17 protein-coding genes and 1 tRNA gene are annotated in these 16,250 nt (G+C 71.3%); 12 read left to right on the top strand and 6 right to left on the bottom strand.

Features of this window, described 5'->3' with window-relative positions:
- Positions 1 to 10: 10 nt before the first annotated feature.
- Complete coding sequence (locus ACQSSQ_RS00485; RefSeq protein WP_431325064.1) at positions 11 to 1,528, bottom strand: carotenoid oxygenase family protein; 1,518 nt, start codon at positions 1,526 to 1,528, stop codon at positions 11 to 13.
- Between the two features lie 54 nt (positions 1,529 to 1,582).
- A complete protein-coding gene (locus ACQSSQ_RS00480) occupies positions 1,583 to 2,812 on the bottom strand; it encodes an acetyl-CoA acetyltransferase (RefSeq protein WP_431325063.1) in 1,230 nt (409 codons plus the stop codon).
- A 147-nt stretch (positions 2,813 to 2,959) separates the two neighbouring features.
- On the opposite strand from ACQSSQ_RS00480, the gene ACQSSQ_RS00475 reads away from it, so the two are divergent.
- From ACQSSQ_RS00475 to ACQSSQ_RS00450, 6 genes are all read left to right on the top strand, one after another.
- Positions 2,960 to 4,174 (top strand): acetyl-CoA C-acyltransferase, encoded by a 1,215-nt coding sequence (locus ACQSSQ_RS00475; RefSeq protein WP_431325062.1) that lies wholly within the window; start codon positions 2,960 to 2,962, stop codon positions 4,172 to 4,174.
- 8 nt (positions 4,175 to 4,182) lie between these two features.
- Positions 4,183 to 5,076 (top strand): SDR family NAD(P)-dependent oxidoreductase, encoded by an 894-nt coding sequence (locus ACQSSQ_RS00470; protein WP_431325061.1) that lies wholly within the window; start codon positions 4,183 to 4,185, stop codon positions 5,074 to 5,076.
- Positions 5,077 to 5,104: 28 nt separating this feature from the next.
- Positions 5,105 to 5,941 (top strand): DUF1295 domain-containing protein, encoded by an 837-nt coding sequence (locus ACQSSQ_RS00465; RefSeq protein ID WP_431325060.1) that lies wholly within the window; start codon positions 5,105 to 5,107, stop codon positions 5,939 to 5,941.
- Positions 5,941 to 6,810, top strand: coding sequence for an acyl-CoA thioesterase (locus ACQSSQ_RS00460; protein WP_431325059.1), 870 nt, complete (start codon positions 5,941 to 5,943; stop codon positions 6,808 to 6,810). The genes ACQSSQ_RS00465 and ACQSSQ_RS00460 overlap by 1 nt, the downstream gene beginning before the upstream one ends.
- A gap of 77 nt (positions 6,811 to 6,887) precedes the next feature.
- A complete protein-coding gene (locus ACQSSQ_RS00455; RefSeq protein WP_431325058.1) occupies positions 6,888 to 7,031 on the top strand; it encodes a hypothetical protein in 144 nt (47 codons plus the stop codon).
- Between the two features lie 78 nt (positions 7,032 to 7,109).
- The gene (locus ACQSSQ_RS00450; RefSeq protein WP_431325057.1) at positions 7,110 to 7,706 is read left to right on the top strand and encodes a hypothetical protein; all 597 of its coding nucleotides are present in this window, start codon (positions 7,110 to 7,112) and stop codon (positions 7,704 to 7,706) included.
- A 133-nt stretch (positions 7,707 to 7,839) separates the two neighbouring features.
- On the opposite strand, the gene ACQSSQ_RS00445 is transcribed toward ACQSSQ_RS00450, so the two are convergent.
- Both ACQSSQ_RS00445 and ACQSSQ_RS00440 read right to left on the bottom strand, forming a co-directional pair.
- Positions 7,840 to 8,685, bottom strand: a complete 846-nt coding sequence (locus ACQSSQ_RS00445; protein ID WP_431325056.1) for a 3-hydroxybutyryl-CoA dehydrogenase — start codon at positions 8,683 to 8,685, stop codon at positions 7,840 to 7,842.
- Positions 8,686 to 8,813: 128 nt separating this feature from the next.
- Positions 8,814 to 9,428 carry a peroxidase-related enzyme gene (locus ACQSSQ_RS00440; RefSeq protein ID WP_431325055.1) on the bottom strand — a complete coding sequence of 205 codons (615 nt, stop codon included), beginning with the start codon at positions 9,426 to 9,428 and terminating at the stop codon, positions 8,814 to 8,816.
- Positions 9,429 to 9,530: 102 nt separating this feature from the next.
- Here ACQSSQ_RS00440 and ACQSSQ_RS00435 point away from each other — a divergent pair, with 102 nt between their 5' ends.
- The 4 genes from ACQSSQ_RS00435 (at position 9,531) to ACQSSQ_RS00420 (ending at position 13,443) form a co-directional block, all read left to right on the top strand.
- Positions 9,531 to 10,769, top strand: coding sequence for an acyl-CoA dehydrogenase family protein (locus ACQSSQ_RS00435; RefSeq protein WP_431325054.1), 1,239 nt, complete (start codon positions 9,531 to 9,533; stop codon positions 10,767 to 10,769).
- A gap of 30 nt (positions 10,770 to 10,799) precedes the next feature.
- Positions 10,800 to 11,933 (top strand): LLM class flavin-dependent oxidoreductase, encoded by a 1,134-nt coding sequence (locus tag ACQSSQ_RS00430; protein WP_431325053.1) that lies wholly within the window; start codon positions 10,800 to 10,802, stop codon positions 11,931 to 11,933.
- 15 nt (positions 11,934 to 11,948) lie between these two features.
- A complete protein-coding gene (locus ACQSSQ_RS00425; protein WP_431325052.1) occupies positions 11,949 to 12,470 on the top strand; it encodes a flavin reductase family protein in 522 nt (173 codons plus the stop codon).
- Positions 12,471 to 12,534: 64 nt separating this feature from the next.
- Positions 12,535 to 13,443, top strand: a complete 909-nt coding sequence (locus tag ACQSSQ_RS00420; protein ID WP_431325051.1) for a CPBP family intramembrane glutamic endopeptidase — start codon at positions 12,535 to 12,537, stop codon at positions 13,441 to 13,443.
- A 217-nt stretch (positions 13,444 to 13,660) separates the two neighbouring features.
- Here ACQSSQ_RS00420 and ACQSSQ_RS00415 read toward each other — a convergent pair.
- Positions 13,661 to 13,736: transfer RNA gene (locus ACQSSQ_RS00415), tRNA-Thr, on the bottom strand.
- Between the two features lie 142 nt (positions 13,737 to 13,878).
- On the opposite strand from ACQSSQ_RS00415, the gene ACQSSQ_RS00410 reads away from it, so the two are divergent.
- Positions 13,879 to 14,151: a chorismate mutase gene (locus tag ACQSSQ_RS00410; RefSeq protein WP_431326756.1), complete on the top strand. Its 273-nt coding sequence runs from the start codon at positions 13,879 to 13,881 to the stop codon at positions 14,149 to 14,151.
- On the top strand, positions 14,151 to 14,549 hold the full coding sequence (locus ACQSSQ_RS00405; protein WP_431325050.1) for a pyridoxamine 5'-phosphate oxidase family protein: 399 nt from the start codon (positions 14,151 to 14,153) through the stop codon (positions 14,547 to 14,549). The genes ACQSSQ_RS00410 and ACQSSQ_RS00405 overlap by 1 nt, the downstream gene beginning before the upstream one ends.
- A gap of 161 nt (positions 14,550 to 14,710) precedes the next feature.
- Here ACQSSQ_RS00405 and ACQSSQ_RS00400 read toward each other — a convergent pair whose 3' ends face one another.
- The gene (locus ACQSSQ_RS00400) at positions 14,711 to 16,222 is read right to left on the bottom strand and encodes an alpha/beta hydrolase (RefSeq protein ID WP_431325049.1); all 1,512 of its coding nucleotides are present in this window, start codon (positions 16,220 to 16,222) and stop codon (positions 14,711 to 14,713) included.
- Positions 16,223 to 16,250 lie beyond the last annotated feature (28 nt).

The following is a 16,250-nucleotide window of genomic DNA, read 5'->3' as shown; positions in this document are numbered from 1 at the left end:
TGGCAGCGGCTTAGAGCCCGACCGCGCTCGCGGCCGAGTCCGCAGTCTGCCACCGGCGAAGCTCCTCGCCGGGCGCCCACGTGGAGTGCGTGCCGCTCGAGATCCGCTCGGGCAGCTTCAGCTTGCACACCGGTCCGTCGGCGACCCGTGCGGCGTCGAAGACGACGCAGTAGGAGGCGTCGGCGTTCATGTCGGTCGTCAGCGTCACGAGGTAGCCGTCGTCCTCGCCGGTGCTGCCGACCCGCGGCGCCATGGCGGTCTCGCTGCCGTACACGCCGTCACCGAAGGAGTAGCGCTCCTCGGTCCCGTCGAGCAGGTCGTGCTTCACGAGCCCGTCGAAGAGGAACCAGGACGGCTTGCCCGTCGCGGCGTACGCGTAGCGGTAGCTGCCGCCGTAGTAGTCGCCGTTCATCATCCCGAACTCGGTGATGCTGTCGCTGAGCTGCTCCTCCTTGACCAGACCGGTCACGAGGTTGAGCCGCCAGCGGTGCAGACGCGACTGCATCCGGTCGAGCGCGAGGAAGCGGAACGCACGCTGCCACTTGTTGCCCATGCCGTTGTCCGCCGGCTCCGGGTCGCCCTGGAAGAAGCCGTCGAGGACGATCTCGTCGCCGTCCTCGTAGGCGTTGACGAAGTGGAGGACGTACGTCGCCTCCGCCTCGAACCACATGATGTCCTTGCTCTGGCCACGCCGCGGGATCACCGCGAAGCGCGACGGCATGTCCTTGTGGAACCGCGCGATGTGCGCGTCCTTCTTGAGCGCCTCCGGCTCCCAGAACAGCGGGAAGTCGTTGAGGATGGCGTAGTTCTCCGTGTACGCCATGTCGTGCGGCAGTCGCGGCCCGGGAAGCGGGATGTCGACGTAGTGCACGAGGTCGTTGTTCTCGTCGACGATGCCGTAGTTCATGTACGGCGCTTCCTTGCTGTAGTTGAAGAACAGCATCTCGCCCGTCTTGGGGTCGACCTTCGGGTGCGCCGAGACCCCCCAGTCGAACGGGAAGTGGCCGTTCCACGACTCCTTGCCCAGGGTCTCCGCGGAGAACGGGTCGAGCCGGTAGAGGTCGCCGCACTGGTAGAAGCTCGTGAGCGCCGTGCCGCGGTGGACGACGACGTCGGTGCTCGAGGCGTCCTTCATCCGGCGGCGCGCACCCCACCCGTCGTCGCGCTTGGCGATCGCGGGCATCTCCGCGAGGCCGGCCCACAGCGGACCGCCGGCCTCCTGCTCGGCGACCAGACCGTCGGTGCGGATGAACCGGTTGCGGTAGAACGCCGTGCCGTCACGGAAGCCGACGACGTGGATCATGCCGTCCCCGTCGAACGGGTGGTAGTTCTTCAGCGACGGGTGGAGCGGGTTCTCGGTGTTGCGCAGGTAGATCCCGTCGAGGTCGCGCGGGATCTCGCCCTCGACGACCTCGAGGTCGTCGGCCTTCCACTCGGTCGTCTGGGGACGCCACGGCCCGGTCCGGTAGGGGTGGTCGTCGTCCTCCGGCAGGGTCGACAGCATCCGGCCGACGATCTCGATGTCCATGCTTCTCCTTGAAGACGTGTGCGTGAGGTACGCCCGCGTGGTGGCGGGTGAGGATCAGGCCGGCACGGCGCCGACGACGAGGCTGACGGTCGTGGCCGTGCTGCCGCCGAAGTTGAGCGTGCCGAAGGTCGTGGCGCCCTCCACCTGGTAGGCACCGGCGGTGCCGCTGACCTGCTTGGAGGCGTCGAGCAGCATCCGGACGCCGGACGCCCCCACCGGGTGGCCACCACCGATCAGGCCGCCGCTCGGGTTGATCGGGAGGACGCCGCCGGGCGCGATGTCGCCGTTCTCGATCGCCTTCCAGGACTCGCCGGGGCCGGTGAGGCCGATGTGGTCGATCGCGACGTACTCGCTCGGCGTGAAGCAGTCGTGGGTCTCGAGACCGTCTAGGTCGTCGAGCGTCACACGGGCGCGGCCGAAGGCGTCGAGCACGGCCTGGCGCAGGTGCGGCAGGACGTACGGCTGGTCCGCGGCGATCTCGAGCTTGCGCTCCAGGCCGAGCCCGACGGTGCGGTGTCCCCACCCGTCGATGCGGGCGATCGGACGCGCGTCGGGGTGTGCACGCAGGTAGGCGTCGTTGACGAGGACGACGCCGGCGCCGCCGTCGGTGATCTGGCTGCAGTCGAAGCGGCGTACGCGACCCTCGACGACCGGGTTCGTGGCGTCGTCGCTGCCGGCAGGGCCGGCGAGGTCGGGCACGTCCCAGCCGCGCGTCTGCGCGAGGGGGTTGCGGCGGCCGTTGGCGAAGTTGAGCTGGGCGATGGCACGCAGGTGGGCGTCGTCGAGGCCGTAGCGACGGTCGTACTCGTCGGCCACCTTGTCGAACATGTAGGGCCACATGAAGCTGGCGTCCTCGCCCTCGTGGCCGGCCCACGCAGCAGCACCGAGGTGGCGCGCTGCATCGTCGCCGGACACCGTCTTCTCCAGCTCGACGCCGACGACGAGGGCGGAGTCGTACGACCCGGCGCGCAGGTCGGCCATCGCGGAGAGGACGGCGATGCTGCCGGACGCGCACGCGGCCTCGTGCCGGGAGGAGGGGAGGCCCCACAGGTCCTCGCGGACGGTCGCGGGCATCGCGCCCAGCTGTCCCTGCCCCGCGAAGAGCTGCCCGAAGGCGTTGGCGACGTGGACCACCTCGATGGCATCCCCGCCGAGGCCCGCAGCCGCGAGCGTCCCGTCCACGACCTCGCGCGTGAGGTCGGCGAAGTCGCGCCCCTCACGAGTGAGGTTGCGCGCGAAGTCGCTCTGATATCCCCCGAGGACCCAGACGTTCGTGTCGCTCATCGGCTGCTCCCTTTTATCGACAGTAGCGGCTTGCCAACTCCATGGTCACCGTACTACAACTAACAGAGTCACACCACCAGTTGAAGCGCGATAGATCACATTCCCGGCGGTGTCACCCTCATTGACACCACCCGAGTAGGAGCCCCGATGGCCGAGGCACTCGTCCTGGACTACGTCCGCACCCCCCGCGGCAAGGCGTCCCCCAAGGGATCGCTGCACGCGCAGAGCCCGATCGACCTGGTCGTCCACCTTCAGAAGGCCCTCGTCGAGCGCACCGGCGTCGACCCGGCGTCCGTGGACGACGTCACCCTCGGGTGCGCCTCGCAGGTCGACGAGCAGGGAGCGAACATCGCGCGCACCGCCGCGCTGCTCGCGGGATGGGGCGACGACGTCCCCGGCGCGACGATCAACCGGTTCTGCGCCTCGGGCGTCGACGCCGTCGGCCAGACCGCGGCCCGCGTCCGCGCCGGAGACCTCGGACTGGCGGTGGCCGGCGGTGTCGAGAGCGTGTCCCGCGTGCCGATGTTCGTCGACCGCGGCCCCTTGTGGAGCGACCCGGCCACCATCAAGCGGATCGGCTCGGTCCACATGGGCGTGGCCGCCGACCTCAACGCGACCCTCGAGGGCTTCAGCCGCGAGGAGCTCGACGCGTACGGCCTCGAGACGCAGACGAAGGCCGCCGCCGCCCAGGCCGCCGGAGCCTTCGCCCGCTCGCTCGTCCCCGTGCCGCCGACCGAGTCGAGCCCCGGCCTCGACCACGACGAGCTCGTGCGCCCCGGCACCACGCTGGAGGGGCTGGCCGAGCTTCCGCCCGCGTTCGCCGAGCTCGGCGAGCAGGGCCAGGACGCGATCGCGCTCGGCGCCTACCCCGTCGTCGACGCGATCAACCACCTCCACACCGTCGGCACCTCTCCCGCGATGGCCGACGCCGCCGCGCTCCTCCTCATCGGCGACCACGCCGCCGCCGAGCGCACCGGGCTGCGGCCGCGCGCACGCGTGCTCGCCGCCGCCTCGACGTCGGTCAACCCGGTCCTGATGCTGACGGCGGGCCAGTCGGCCGTCGAGACCGTCATCGCCCGCGCCGGTCTGCGTCCGTCGGACATCGACGTCTTCGAGTTCGCCGAGGCGTTCTCAGCCCTGTGCCTTCGCTTCCGCCGCGACCTCGACGCCGGGCCGGAGCGCATGAACCCGAACGGAGGGACCATGGCCATGGGCCACGCCTTCGGCGCCACCGGCGCCATCCTCGTCGGCTCGTGCGTCGAGGAGCTCGAGCGTCGCGACGGCCGCTACGGCGTCGCGGCCGTCAGTGGAGCAGCCGGCCTCGGAGTGGCCGTGCTGGTGGAGAGGCTGGTCAACGCATGAACGACAGCATGAGCACACGCCCTCTCGACGGTCAGGTCGCCATCGTCACCGGCGGCGGCAAGGGGCTCGGGCGCGCGTTCGCGCTCGACCTCGCGGCGCGCGGCGCCGCCGTCGTCGTGAACAACCGCAACCGGGTCGTGGACGCCGACGGCCGCAGCGCCGCCGACTACGTCGTCGCCGAGATCGAGGCCGCCGGCGGCACCGCCGTCGCCGACTACGGCGCCGTCGAGGAGCCCGAGACCGCCACGCGCCTCGTCCGGACCGCCCTCGAGAACTGGGGCCGGCTCGACATCTGCATCACGAGCGCGGGCATCAGCAACCCGCAGATGTTCCACAGCACCACCCCCGAGAACTTCGCCCAGGTGATCGGCGTCAACGTCACCGGCACCGCGCTCGTCGCCTCCGCGGCGCTCAAGGTCATGCGCGAGGCCCGCGCCGGACGCATCCTGCTCGTCGCCTCGACGGCCGGGCTCCACGGCGAGCCGACCGTGTCGGCGTACGCCGCCAGCAAGGGCGCGGTCATCGCGCTCGGACGGACCGTCGCCGTCGAGGGGGCGCGCCGTGGCGTGCTCACCAACGTGCTGCTGCCGTACGCGACGACCCAGATGACCGAGGCGGGGATGGACCCGCGCTTCGCCGAGGTGATGACGTCGGAGTCGGTCGCGCCGCTCGCGACGGCGCTCGTCGACCCGCGCTCGGAGGTCAACGGCCAGGTCGTCGTCGCCGGAGCAGGCGGCTTCCGGGTGGCCGACAGCGTCGAGCTCGGGACGGTCCGCCTCCCCGGCGGGCCGATCGAGCCCGACGTGCTGGCGAAGCTGCTCGCCGAGAGCCGCGCCGGCGACCCGCACACGTACCCCGAGGCGCAGGCAGCCTTCCAGGGCTTCGCCGCCGACCTGGCCTGATCCCACCCCGAGCGAGAGCGAACACCACATGTCCGACTTCCCCTGGGGCGACCTCGCCCTCAACCTGCTCGTGAGCGCGGCGGCCGTCGTCGTCCTCATGGGCGCGATCATGGCCACCGCGATCGCCATCAAGAACCAGTCCATCATCGACATCTTCTGGGGTCCCGGCTTCGTCGTCGTCGCCCTCGTGTCGTACCTGGTCTCGGCCTCCTCCTCCGGCGACGACACGCGCCGCCTGGTCGTCCTCCTCCTCACCGCGGCCTGGGGCCTGCGCCTCGGCCTCTACATCGGCAACCGCAACCGCGGGCACGGGGAGGACAAGCGCTACACCGCGCTGATGCGTCACCAGAAGGGCTCGCTGGTCGGCTACCTGGTCCGCAAGATCTACGGTCTCCAGGGCGTGCTGCTCTTCGTGGTCTCGCTGCCGGTCCAGGTCGCCATGTACGAGAACGAGCCGCTCGGCGTGCTCGGCGTCCTCGGCATCGTGGTGTGGGCGATCGGATTCGCCTTCGAGGCGGTCGGCGACTGGCAGCTCAAGCGCTTCAAGGCCGACCCGTCCAACGCCGGCAAGATCATGGACCGCGGCCTGTGGGCGTGGACGCGCCACCCGAACTACTTCGGCGACTCCTGCGTGTGGGTCGGCCTGTGGCTGCTCGCGCTCGGCCACCCGATCGGCATCGTCACCGTGATCTCGCCGATCGTGATGACCGTCCTGCTGCTCCGCTTCAGCGGCAAGGCCCTCCTCGAGAAGGGGATGCGCCGCAGCAAGGGCGCCGCGTACGAGGACTACATCGCCCGGACCAGCGGGTTCTTCCCGCGCCCCCCGCGGCGTACGACGGCGACGGCGGCGACGGAGGGCTCGTGATGACGACGGCCCAGACCGAAGGGACGCTCGAGGCGCTCTTCGCGCTCGAGCAGACGAGTCCGCGGACCTGGACGGGCACCAGTGACGTCGTCCAGCTGCCGCAGCTGTTCGGCGGGCAGCTCGTCGGCCAGTCGATCGTCGCCGCCGGCCGCTCGGCGGGCGAGGAGAAGCGCGTCCACTCCTCGCACACGACCTTCCTCCGCCCGGGCCTCTCGCAGGTGCCCGTCCTGTTCACCGTCGAGACGCTGCGCGACGGGCGACGCCACGCCGTCCACGAGGTCAGCGCGTGGCAGGAGGACGAGCTCGTGTGCCGCACGGTCGTGTCCTCGGCGACCGACGACGGCGGCATCGGCCACGGGCGGCCTCGCCCGACGACGGCGCCGCCCGAGGACAGCACCGACCTGCGCGTGCTGGCCGAGGAGGACGGTGGTCTCGGGGAGTTCTGGGAGGGCTTCTCGGCGGTCGAGGTGCGCGTCGCGCCGATCGACGAGGACGCCCGCGTACCGCACTCGGCGGTGGCGCCGCGCAACATCTGGATGCGCGCCACCGACCGGCTGCCCGACGACCCCCTGCTCCACCGCGCCGCTCTCGCGTACGCCAGCGACCTCATGCTGATGGCGACCGCGGTCGCGCCGCACGGCGCCGTCACCGGGCACGAGCGCACGATGGCCGACCAGTGGTGGGCGGTCTCGCTGGACCACGTGCTGTGGTTCCAGGGAGACCTGCGCGCCGACGAGTGGCTGCTGTTCGAGCACACGACCCCGATGGCCCACGCGGGGCGCGCCCTCGTCCAGGCGGCGGTGTTCGACGGCGACGGCACCACCGTCTGTCAGGTCTCGCAGGAGGCGCTGGTCCGCCCCCTGCGCTGAGCCGTACGACGCCCCCGGAAGCCCTGCGGCTCCGGGGGCGTTCTGCGTCCGCGGGCAGCGGGGTGTCTGATGGAGAGATGACAGCACCGAGCATCGAACCGACCGACCCCGTCGACCCGGACACGATCGAGCCGGATGTCGTCCCCAGCCTCGACCCCGACCCGAACGACCCGACGCCCGTCGAGCCGCCGCCGGAGACGGAGCCGCGCATCCCGGAGTGAGCACGCCCTCTTCACGCGCCGGTCGTGCGCGCGTAGCGTCGAGATGTCCCCCGCCCGGTCTCGACGGAGGAGGACGCCGTGTTCATCCAGGTCATCCAAGGACCCTGCAGCCGCCAGGACGAGATGCGCTCCGCGATGGAGCAGTGGGAGGCCGAGCGCGCTCCCGACGTCGTCGGCTGGCTCGGCGGGACGTACGGCTTCACCGACGACGGCATGTTCGTCGCGGTGGTGAGGTTCGAGTCGGAGGAGATGGCGCGGAGCAACTCCGACAGCCGTGAGCAGAGCGCGTGGTGGGAGCGCACCCGCGCGCTCTTCGACGCCGAGCCCGAGTTCCACGACTGCACCGACGTCACTCTCGCCCTCGACGGCGGGTCCGACGACGCGGGCTTCGTGCAGGTGATCCAGGGGCGTGCGGTCGACCCCGACCGGCTCAGGGCGATGATGACCGACACCCGGCAGATGCAGGAGGAGCGCCCCGACATCCTCGGCGCGACGCTCGCGATCGCCGACGACGGCACGTTCACCGAGACGGTCGCCTTCACCGACGAGGCCGCGGCTCGCGAGGGCGAGAAGAAGGAGATGCCGGCCGAGATGCGGGAGCAGATGATGGCGGCGATGGACGACGTCCGCTACCTCGACCTGCACCAGCCCTGGTTCGCGTCCCGGATGGGCTGACGTTCCGCACGAACGCCGCGGCGGTGAGCCTGGTCCCACCCGAACGCCGCGGCGGTGAGCCTGGTCCCACCTGGGCGCGATGCCGTGGGACCAGGCTCACCGCCGGGCGGAGTGGTGCGGGCGGATCCGGGGCTCACTCGTAGGTGTAGAAGCCCCGGCCGGTCTTGCGGCCGAGCAGACCCGCGTCGACCATGCGGGCGAGCAGCGGCGGCGGCGCGTACAGGGGCTCCTTGAACTCCTCGTACAGCGACTCCGCCACGGCCTTCGTCGTGTCGAGGCCGATGAGGTCGGCGAGCGCGAGCGGGCCCTGCGGGTGCGCCGCGCCACGGACGAGGCCCTCGTCGATGTCCTCGGCGGTCGCGAAGCCGGACTCGAGCATCCGGATCGCCGAGAGGACGAACGGGATCAGCAGCGCGTTGACGACGAACCCCGCGCGGTCCTGGCTGAGGATGGCGTGCTTGCCGAGCTGGCCCTCGACGAACGATCGCGCCTCGAGCGTGGTCTTCTCGCTGGTGAGCAGGCTGGGCACGAGCTCGACCAGCGACAGCACCGGCACGGGGTTGAAGAAGTGGATGCCGAGGACCTTGTCAGGCCGGTTCGTGACGACCGCGAGCTTCATGATCGGGATCGACGAGGTGTTGGACGCGAGGATGGCGTCGGGCGACTCGACGAGCTCGTCGAGCTGCTTGAAGAGGGCGACCTTGGTGGCCTCGTCCTCGACGATCGCCTCGATGACCAGCTCACGGTCACGCAGCGCGTTGAGGTCCTCGACGACGGTGATGCGCTCCAGGACGGCAGCGGCGCTCTCGATCCGGCCGCGCGACTCGGCGCGCTCGAGCGACTTCGTGATCCGCGCGAGTCCGGCCTCGACGCGCTCCGGGCTCGACTCCACCGCGATGACCTCGGCGCCTGCACGTGCGCACACCTCGGCGATGCCCGCACCCATCAGGCCGCAGCCGACCACACCGATCTTGTCCATGGTTCTCCCTCATGACGAAGGACGCGCACCTCGCACGCCCCGCCTTCGACCGTACGTAGTACCTGCGGGTAACCCCAAGTCCGTTCCGGTGGATGGAATGGCGTACGGCCGGGGCGGGGCGGCGTCACTCAGGCGAAGAGGGTCGAGTCCGGCTGCAGGCCGATCGCCTGCGTGAGCCGGTTGGCGTAGCTGAAGAACGCCGCCACCTCGATCGCCTCGACGATCCCGGCGTTGGTCAGGCCGACCCGACGCAGCTTCTCGTAGTCCGCCTCGCCGACCAGGTGGGCCTCGTTGGTGACCTTGGCCGCGAGGTCGACGAGGGCCTGGTCGCGCTCGGTGAACTCGACGAGGTGGTGGTCGTCGGCGATCCTCGCGGCACGCTCCTTGTCGCCGATCGCCTCCGCGAGGCCGTGGCGGTGGTTGGCGACGCAGTAGCCGCAGTGGTTCTCGTGGGCCACCACGACCGAGATGAGCTCGCGCTCCTGGATCGTGAGGTGGTGGTCGGCGCTGTCGTCCCACAGCGGTCCGTAGATCGCGAGGAGTCGCTCGAGCGTCGCCTCGTTGACGGCGTAGCCGCGGAGCCAGTTCGGGACGCGGCCGTACGACTTCTCCGCCGCGTCGAACTGACGCTGCAGGCGCGGCGAGACGTCTTCGCGGTCCACTCCGCCGAGGCGGGTGACGAGGTGCTTGGGCGTGATTCCGGCCGTCGTCGCGGCGGCGGGTTCGCTGAGGGTGGCGGTCATATCTCGCTCCTGAAGACAGTGCTGGGTTCCGGACGTGGGTATGTATAGCATCTCGCTAGTCTTAATTGCTTTTATCGATCACCGCGATGGCAAGGAGCGTCGATGACCACCCAGCTGACTCCGACCGAGGTGCGTGCCACCGGCCGTACGCCCCGGCTCACCGCCGACGACGTCGCGGAGGTCGCCGATGCGCTGGCCGCCCGTGCGGCGCTCGGCGCCACCGAGCGCGACCTGACCCGGACCCACCCCTACGACCTGCTCCAGGACCTGGCGAGCACCGGCCTCCTCGGCGTCACCGTCCCCGTCGAGGCAGGCGGCTCGGCTCTGGGCCGCGGCGCCGCTGCCGACGTGCTGCGCCGCGTGGCCCGCGGCGACTCCTCCCTCGCCCAGCTCGTCCTGTCTCACTTCATGCTGCTGGAGATCGCGGCCGCGGCCGCATCACCGGCTCTCCTCCAGCGCCTGCACGCCGTGGCGACCGGCGGAGGGTGGATCGGCAACGCGACGGCCGAGCGCGGGACAGCGCACATCTTCGACCGCCGCACTACCGTCACGCGCTCCGCCGACGGCGGCTGGACGCTCACCGGCCGCAAGTTCTACGCCACCGGAGCGCTCGGCTCGACGGCGTTCGGCGTGGCCGCGATCGTCGACGGCAACCCCGAGCACCCGGCGATCGTCTTCGTCGCCCCCGAGGACGACGGGGTCACGATCGAGACCGACTGGACCGCCTTCGGCCAGCGCAGCACGATCAGCGGCTCGGTCGTCCTCGAGGCCGTCCGGGTCGACGACGACGCCGTCATCGACCTCGGTGTCCAGCCCGCCGACCCGCCGCGGAGTCCGCTCGGCTCGTACGACCAGATCCTGCACGCCGCCATCGACGTCGGCATCGCCGAGGCCGCGCTCGCCGACGGGGCTCGATTCGTCCGCGACCGCGCTCGCCCGTGGGTCGAGTCCGGCGTCGACCGGGTCGCCGACGAGCCTCACGTCCAGCTCCGGTTCGGTCAGCTGTCGACGCAGGTGGCGGCGCTGGTCGCGCTCTTCGACGTCGCGGTGCGCGCGGTGGACGTGCTCGAAGCCGAGCCCGCTCCGACCGAGGATCAGCTCGTCGACACCTCGCTCGCTGTCGCCCAGGTCAAGGCGTTCGCCCAGGAGGTCGGCCCGCAGGTCGCGACCGACGTCGTCGAGCTCGCGGGCACGTCCGGCGCCGACGAGCGGCACGGCCTCGACCGCCACTGGCGCAACGTCCGCGTCCACTCGCTGCACGACCCGGCGCGCTGGAAGTACGTGCACCTCGGACGTCACCTCCTCGACGGCACCGCGCCGCCGAAGCACCCGCTGTTCTGACCCCTCGTACGCACCCAAGAAAGGCAGCCGATGACCGCGCTGACGTTCCACTGGTTCCTCCCCACCAACGGCGGCGACGGGCGCCACGTGGTCGGCGGCGGGCACGGGGTCGACCCGACGGCTGTGGAGCGGCCGCCCACCGTGCCGTACCTCGGCCAGATCGCGCGCAGCGCCGAGCAGCTCGGCTTCGACGCCGCACTCACCCCCACGGGGTCATGGTGCGAGGACGCCTGGGTCACCACCGCGATGCTCGCCGGGCTCTCGGAGCGGCTCAGGTTCCTCGTGGCGTTCCGCCCCGGGCTGATCGCGCCGTACCTCGGCGCGCAGATGGCCGGGACGTTCCAGAACCTCTCGGGCGGACGCCTGCTCCTCAACGTCGTCGTCGGGGGCGAGGACCACGAGCAGCGGATGTTCGGGGACTTCTCGACGAAGGACGAGCGGTACGCCGCGGCCGGGGAGTTCCTCCACATCGTCCGGTCGCTGTGGGCGGGCGAGAAGGTCACGTTCTCGGGTGAGCACCATGCGGTGGAGGACGCCGTCCTGCACCTCGTCCCGGACCCGGTTCCGGAGATCTACTTCGGCGGCTCCTCTCCTGCCGCGGGGGAGGTCGCCGCCCGTTACGCCGACGTCTACCTCACGTGGGGCGAGCCGCCGGCCGCCGTCGCGGAGAAGATCGCGTGGATCCGCGGGCTCGCCGCCGCCCAGGGCCGCGAGCTCCGCTTCGGGATCCGGCTCCACTCCATCGCGCGCGACACCTCGGACGCCGCCTGGGCGGAAGCGGACCGGCTCCTCGCCGACGTCAGCGAGGAGGAGATCGCCCGCATCCAGGACGGGCTGCGGCGCAGCGGCTCGGTCGGCCAGCAGCGGATGCTCGCCCTGCACCAGGGCAGCCGCGAGGGGCTCGAGATCCACTCGAACCTCTGGGCGGGTGTCGGCCTCGTCCGCGGCGGCGCCGGCACCGCCCTGGTGGGGAGCTACGCCGAGATCGCCGACCTCATCGAGCAGTACGCCGCCGTCGGCATCGAGGAGTTCGTGCTGAGCGGCTACCCGCACCTCGAGGAGGCCTACTGGTTCGGCGAGGGCGTGCTGCCCGAGCTCGCCCGTCGCGGCCTGTGGGAGCAGCCCGCCACCCACTCGGGCCGACGCGCCCTCACCCCCGCCTGACAGGAGCCCTCCCCCGTGCCCACCTCCCCCCTGACCACCAACCAGGACCTCGACCCCCACCGGCTCCGGCAGGCGTTCGGGGTCTTCCCGACCGGCGTGGTCGCCGTCGCCGCCGAGGTCGACGGGCGCCTGGTCGGCCTGGCGGCGAGCTCGTTCACCGCCGTCAGCCTCGACCCGCCGCTCGTGTCGTTCTCCGTCGCCAACACGTCCAAGACCTGGCCGGACCTGCGCCGAGCGGACCACCTCGGTCTCACCGTGCTCGCCGACCACCACGGGACGGTATGCCGCCAGCTCGCCGGCCCGGTCGACGACCGCTTCGACGGCATCGTCACCACCGTCACCGACGACGGCGCAGCCACCCTCGACGACGGGCTCGTCCGGTACGACACGACGATCTACCGCGAGGTCGAGGCCGGCGACCACACGCTCGTGCTCCTGCGCCTCCACGGCGTCCAGCACAGCGCCGAGCAGACCGACGCGACGCTCCCGCTGGTGTTCCACCGCAGCACGTTCGGACGGCTGGCCGACCCCGCCTGAGATCGGCGGTGTGCACATGCGCGGCGCACACTGCCGACCTGCCTGCGCGCGAATAGCATCAGGCATGGATCTCCGTACCGAGCCCATCATCCGCCTGACGGACGAAGCGCGACGGCCGACCCGGTGGTGGGTCGCGTGGATCGTCGCCGTCGTGCTCATCGTCGCTCTCGGCGGTGTCGGCTACGCCGTCGGCAACGCGGTGCTCGGGTCTCCGAAGGAGTCCGAGGTCGCCGCCCAGTACCTCGAGCTCTTCTCCTTCGGGTTCACCGCGATCGGGCTCGCGCTGTGGGTGGTGCTCAAGGAGGGCCGCCCGGTCAGCAGTCTCGGATTCCGTGGAGGCCTCCGGCGCGGGCTCGGGACCCTCCTGGTCGGGTTCGTGATCGGGGCTGCGTTGATGGCGGTGGGCGTGCTCGCCGGGACGGTGCTCGGCTGGTACGACACGGGAACCTCCAGCCACTCGGTCAGCGGCCCCTCCGCGCTCGTCGGGCTGGTCCCGCTGCTGCTGGTGTTCGTCTTCCAAGGGTCCACCGAGGAGGCGGTGACGCGGGGCTTCATGTTCCAGTGGTCCGGTCGCCAGCTCCCGGCCTGGGTGGCGATCCTCGGGACGACGGCGTTCTTCGCGGTCGTCCACGTCGACTTCCACCCGATCATCCTGCTGAACATCGCCCTGTACGCCCTCTTCGCCACCTTCCTGGTCCTCCAGCAGGGCTCGCTGTGGCTGGTGTGCGGCATCCACGCCGGCTGGAACTACGCCCAGGGCAACCTCTTCGGCCTGCCGGTCAGTGGCCACGAGTACGCCACCTCGCTCTGGAGCTTCGGGCCCGCCGCGGAGACGGGCGACGCCCTCACCGGCGGAGACTTCGGACTCGAGGCGAGCATCCTGGGGACGGTGATCCTGGCCGTCGCCACCGCCGTCGCGTACCGCGCCTGGCAGCGCGCTCGCGTCGCCCCTCTCGCGACGACCGCCCGCTGAGGCTCCCCGTCACGCCGGGCCGTCGCTCGCGGACGACAGCCTCCTGTCCGGGGGGCGGTGCGCTCGATCTCACGAGGGCGGCGGCTCCGTGGCGTGGCGATCCGGTCACCGCCGACATCGACATGTTCGCGCGGCGCGCCCTCGACGACAACCGCCCGAGCCAGCCCGTGAAACGCAACAGAGGCGGCCCGAAGACCGCCTCTGACCTGCAGAAAACTGGAGCCGCTTGTCGGAATCGAACCGACGACCTTCTCATTACGAGTGAGACGCTCTGCCGACTGAGCTAAAGCGGCGACGGCCTCGCGAGGATCGCCCGCTGGCCGAGGACGAGTGTAGCCGAGACGGTTCCAGCGACCCAAAACGGGGGCCGTAGACTCTGGTCGCGTGAGCGAACCCGTCGATCCCACCCCCCGCAAGGCGGCCGATCCCGCCGCCATCGCCGAGCTGGAGGAGATGCGCGCCAGCATCGACAACATCGACGCTGCGCTGGTCCACATCCTCGCCGAGCGGTTCAAGTGCACCAAGCGCGTGGGGCGCCTCAAGGCCGAGCACGACCTGCCACCCGCGGATCCGCAGCGCGAGGCACGCCAGATCGCCCGGCTCCGCTCCCTCGCGGTCGACGCGGACCTCGACCCTGCCTTCGCCGAGAAGTTCCTCAACTTCATCATCTCCGAGGTCATCCGCCACCACGAAGCGTTCCGCGGCTGATGCCCCGCATCGCGTTCGACGACCCGGCGCTGGTCGCGTTCATGGGCGAGTACCACCTGGCCACGCTGACGACCCTGCGCGCAGACGGCAGCCCGCACGTCGTGCCGGTCGGAGTGACGTACGACGCCGCGACGCGCACCGCTCGCGTGATCACGCGGGAGGGCTCGGTGAAGGTCCGCAACGTCGACGCCGCCGGCGGCGAGGCGCGGGTCGCGTTCGGCCACCTCGACGGCCCGCACTGGGTGACCCTCGAGGGCGTGGCCCGGGTGAGCCGCGACGCCGACGAGATCGCCGAGGCCGTACGACGCTACGCGTTGCGCTACCGCCCGCCGCGGGAGAACTCCGAGCGGGTCGCGATCGTGGTCGACGTCGACCGGATCATGGGTCGCCTTCCCTGAGACGTGGAAGCCGGGTCGGGTGCGGACGGGGGGATCGCGCACCCGACCCGGCGGTCAGGGGGTGTTTCGACTCGCTCCGCCCGCTCGGCGGGCGGGGCGCCGGTTGGTCAACAGGCGCGGGAGCCGGCTCGCTCAACCGGTGGGGAGCGGACGCCCTCGGATCAGCACTTCAGGCCGTCCTCGGGAGCGGTGCCGGTGACCAGGAAGTCGTCGACGGCGTCGTCGACGCACGCGTTGCCCATGGCGTAGCCGGTGTGCCCGTCGCCGTCGCGGCTGACCAGCACGCCGGACTCGAGCTGCTCGGCCATCGCCTCCGACCACCGGTAGGGAGTGGCCGGGTCGCGTGTCGTGCCGACGACCACGATCGGCGGGGCGCCGACGGCGTCGATCTCGGGCGCGGGCTGCGCAGGCTTGATCGGCCACGCCGTGCAGGTGACGGGCGCCCACGCGAAGCTCCGGCCGAACACGGGCGAGAGCTCTTCGAAGTCCGGCACCGACGCACGCGCCTCGTCGACGGTCATCGTCGAGGGGTCGTCGAGGCAGTTCACCGCGGTCAGCGCGACGACGGAGTTGTCGGTGTAGCCGTTCTCGTCGCGGGCGAGGTATTGGTCGGCGAGGAACAACAGCTGGGTCCCGTTGCCGTCGAACGCCTGCCGCAGCGCCCGCGTCAGGAGCTCCCAGTAGTCCTGGTTGTAGAGCGTGACGGCCATCCCGTAGAACCCGAGCGCCTCCGTCAGCGGACGGTCGGCTGTCGAGGTCCGGAGGGGCTGCTGGTCGAGGTCGGCGAGGAACTCCGACAGGCGGTCCTGCGCGGCGTCGGGATCGTCTCCGAGCGGGCAGTCGCTCTGCTGGGTGCAAGCCTCGAGGTAGGCCCGCAGCGCCGTCTGGAAGCCCTCCGCCTGACCTTGGTTGAGGCCCTCGGTGTCGATCGACGGATCGATGGCGCCGTCGAGGACGAGCCTGCCGGCGCGCTCAGGGAACAGCTCGGCATAGGTGGCGCCGATCATCGTCCCGTACGACGCCCCGAGGTAGGTCAGCGTGGGGTCGCCGACCGCCGCGCGGAGGATGTCGAGGTCCTTCGCGACCTCGACGGTCGACACGTGGGCCGCGAGGGCGCCGGACTCGCTCTGGCACCGCTCCCCGAGCGTCCGGGAGGCGTCGTAGAAGGCCTGCTCCTCAGCTGCGTCGTCGGGCGTCGGATCGGTGTTGACGAACTCATCGAGCTGGGCCGTGTCGGCGCACTCCAGCGGGGTGCTGCGTGCCACGCCTCGCGGGTCGAACCCGACCACGTCGTAGGTGTCCAGAACGTCGTCGCCCGCGGTCGCCGTGAACGAGGCGACGTAGTCGACGCCCGAGCCGCCCGGTCCTCCCGGATTGATGAACAGCGAGCCCCGCCGCGAGCTCGGGTCACCCGCAGGCAGCCGGCGCAGCTCGAGCGTGATCCGGTCGCCGTCCGGAGCGTCGTAGTCCAGGGGCACCTCGGCGCTCGCGCACTCGTAGCGGCCGCAGGATCCCCACTCGAGGTCCTGCTCGTAGAACGGGGCGAGAGCCGGATCGATGTCGTCGCCTGCGTCGCTCGGCGCGGCGCTGGTCGGCGTGCCGTCGGTCAGGGCGGAGTCGCGAGACTCCTTGGCGCTCCCGCACGCGCTCACGGTCAGCAGACCTGCGACCACGGCGACGAGGATCCTTCGACGACGCACT

It is taken from the genome of Mumia spirodelae, from assembly GCF_050632745.1.
Classification (GTDB): Bacteria; Actinomycetota; Actinomycetes; order Propionibacteriales; family Nocardioidaceae; genus Mumia.
Note: the sequence above shows the minus strand (reverse complement) of the source record. Positions and strands in the feature narration are given on the sequence as shown.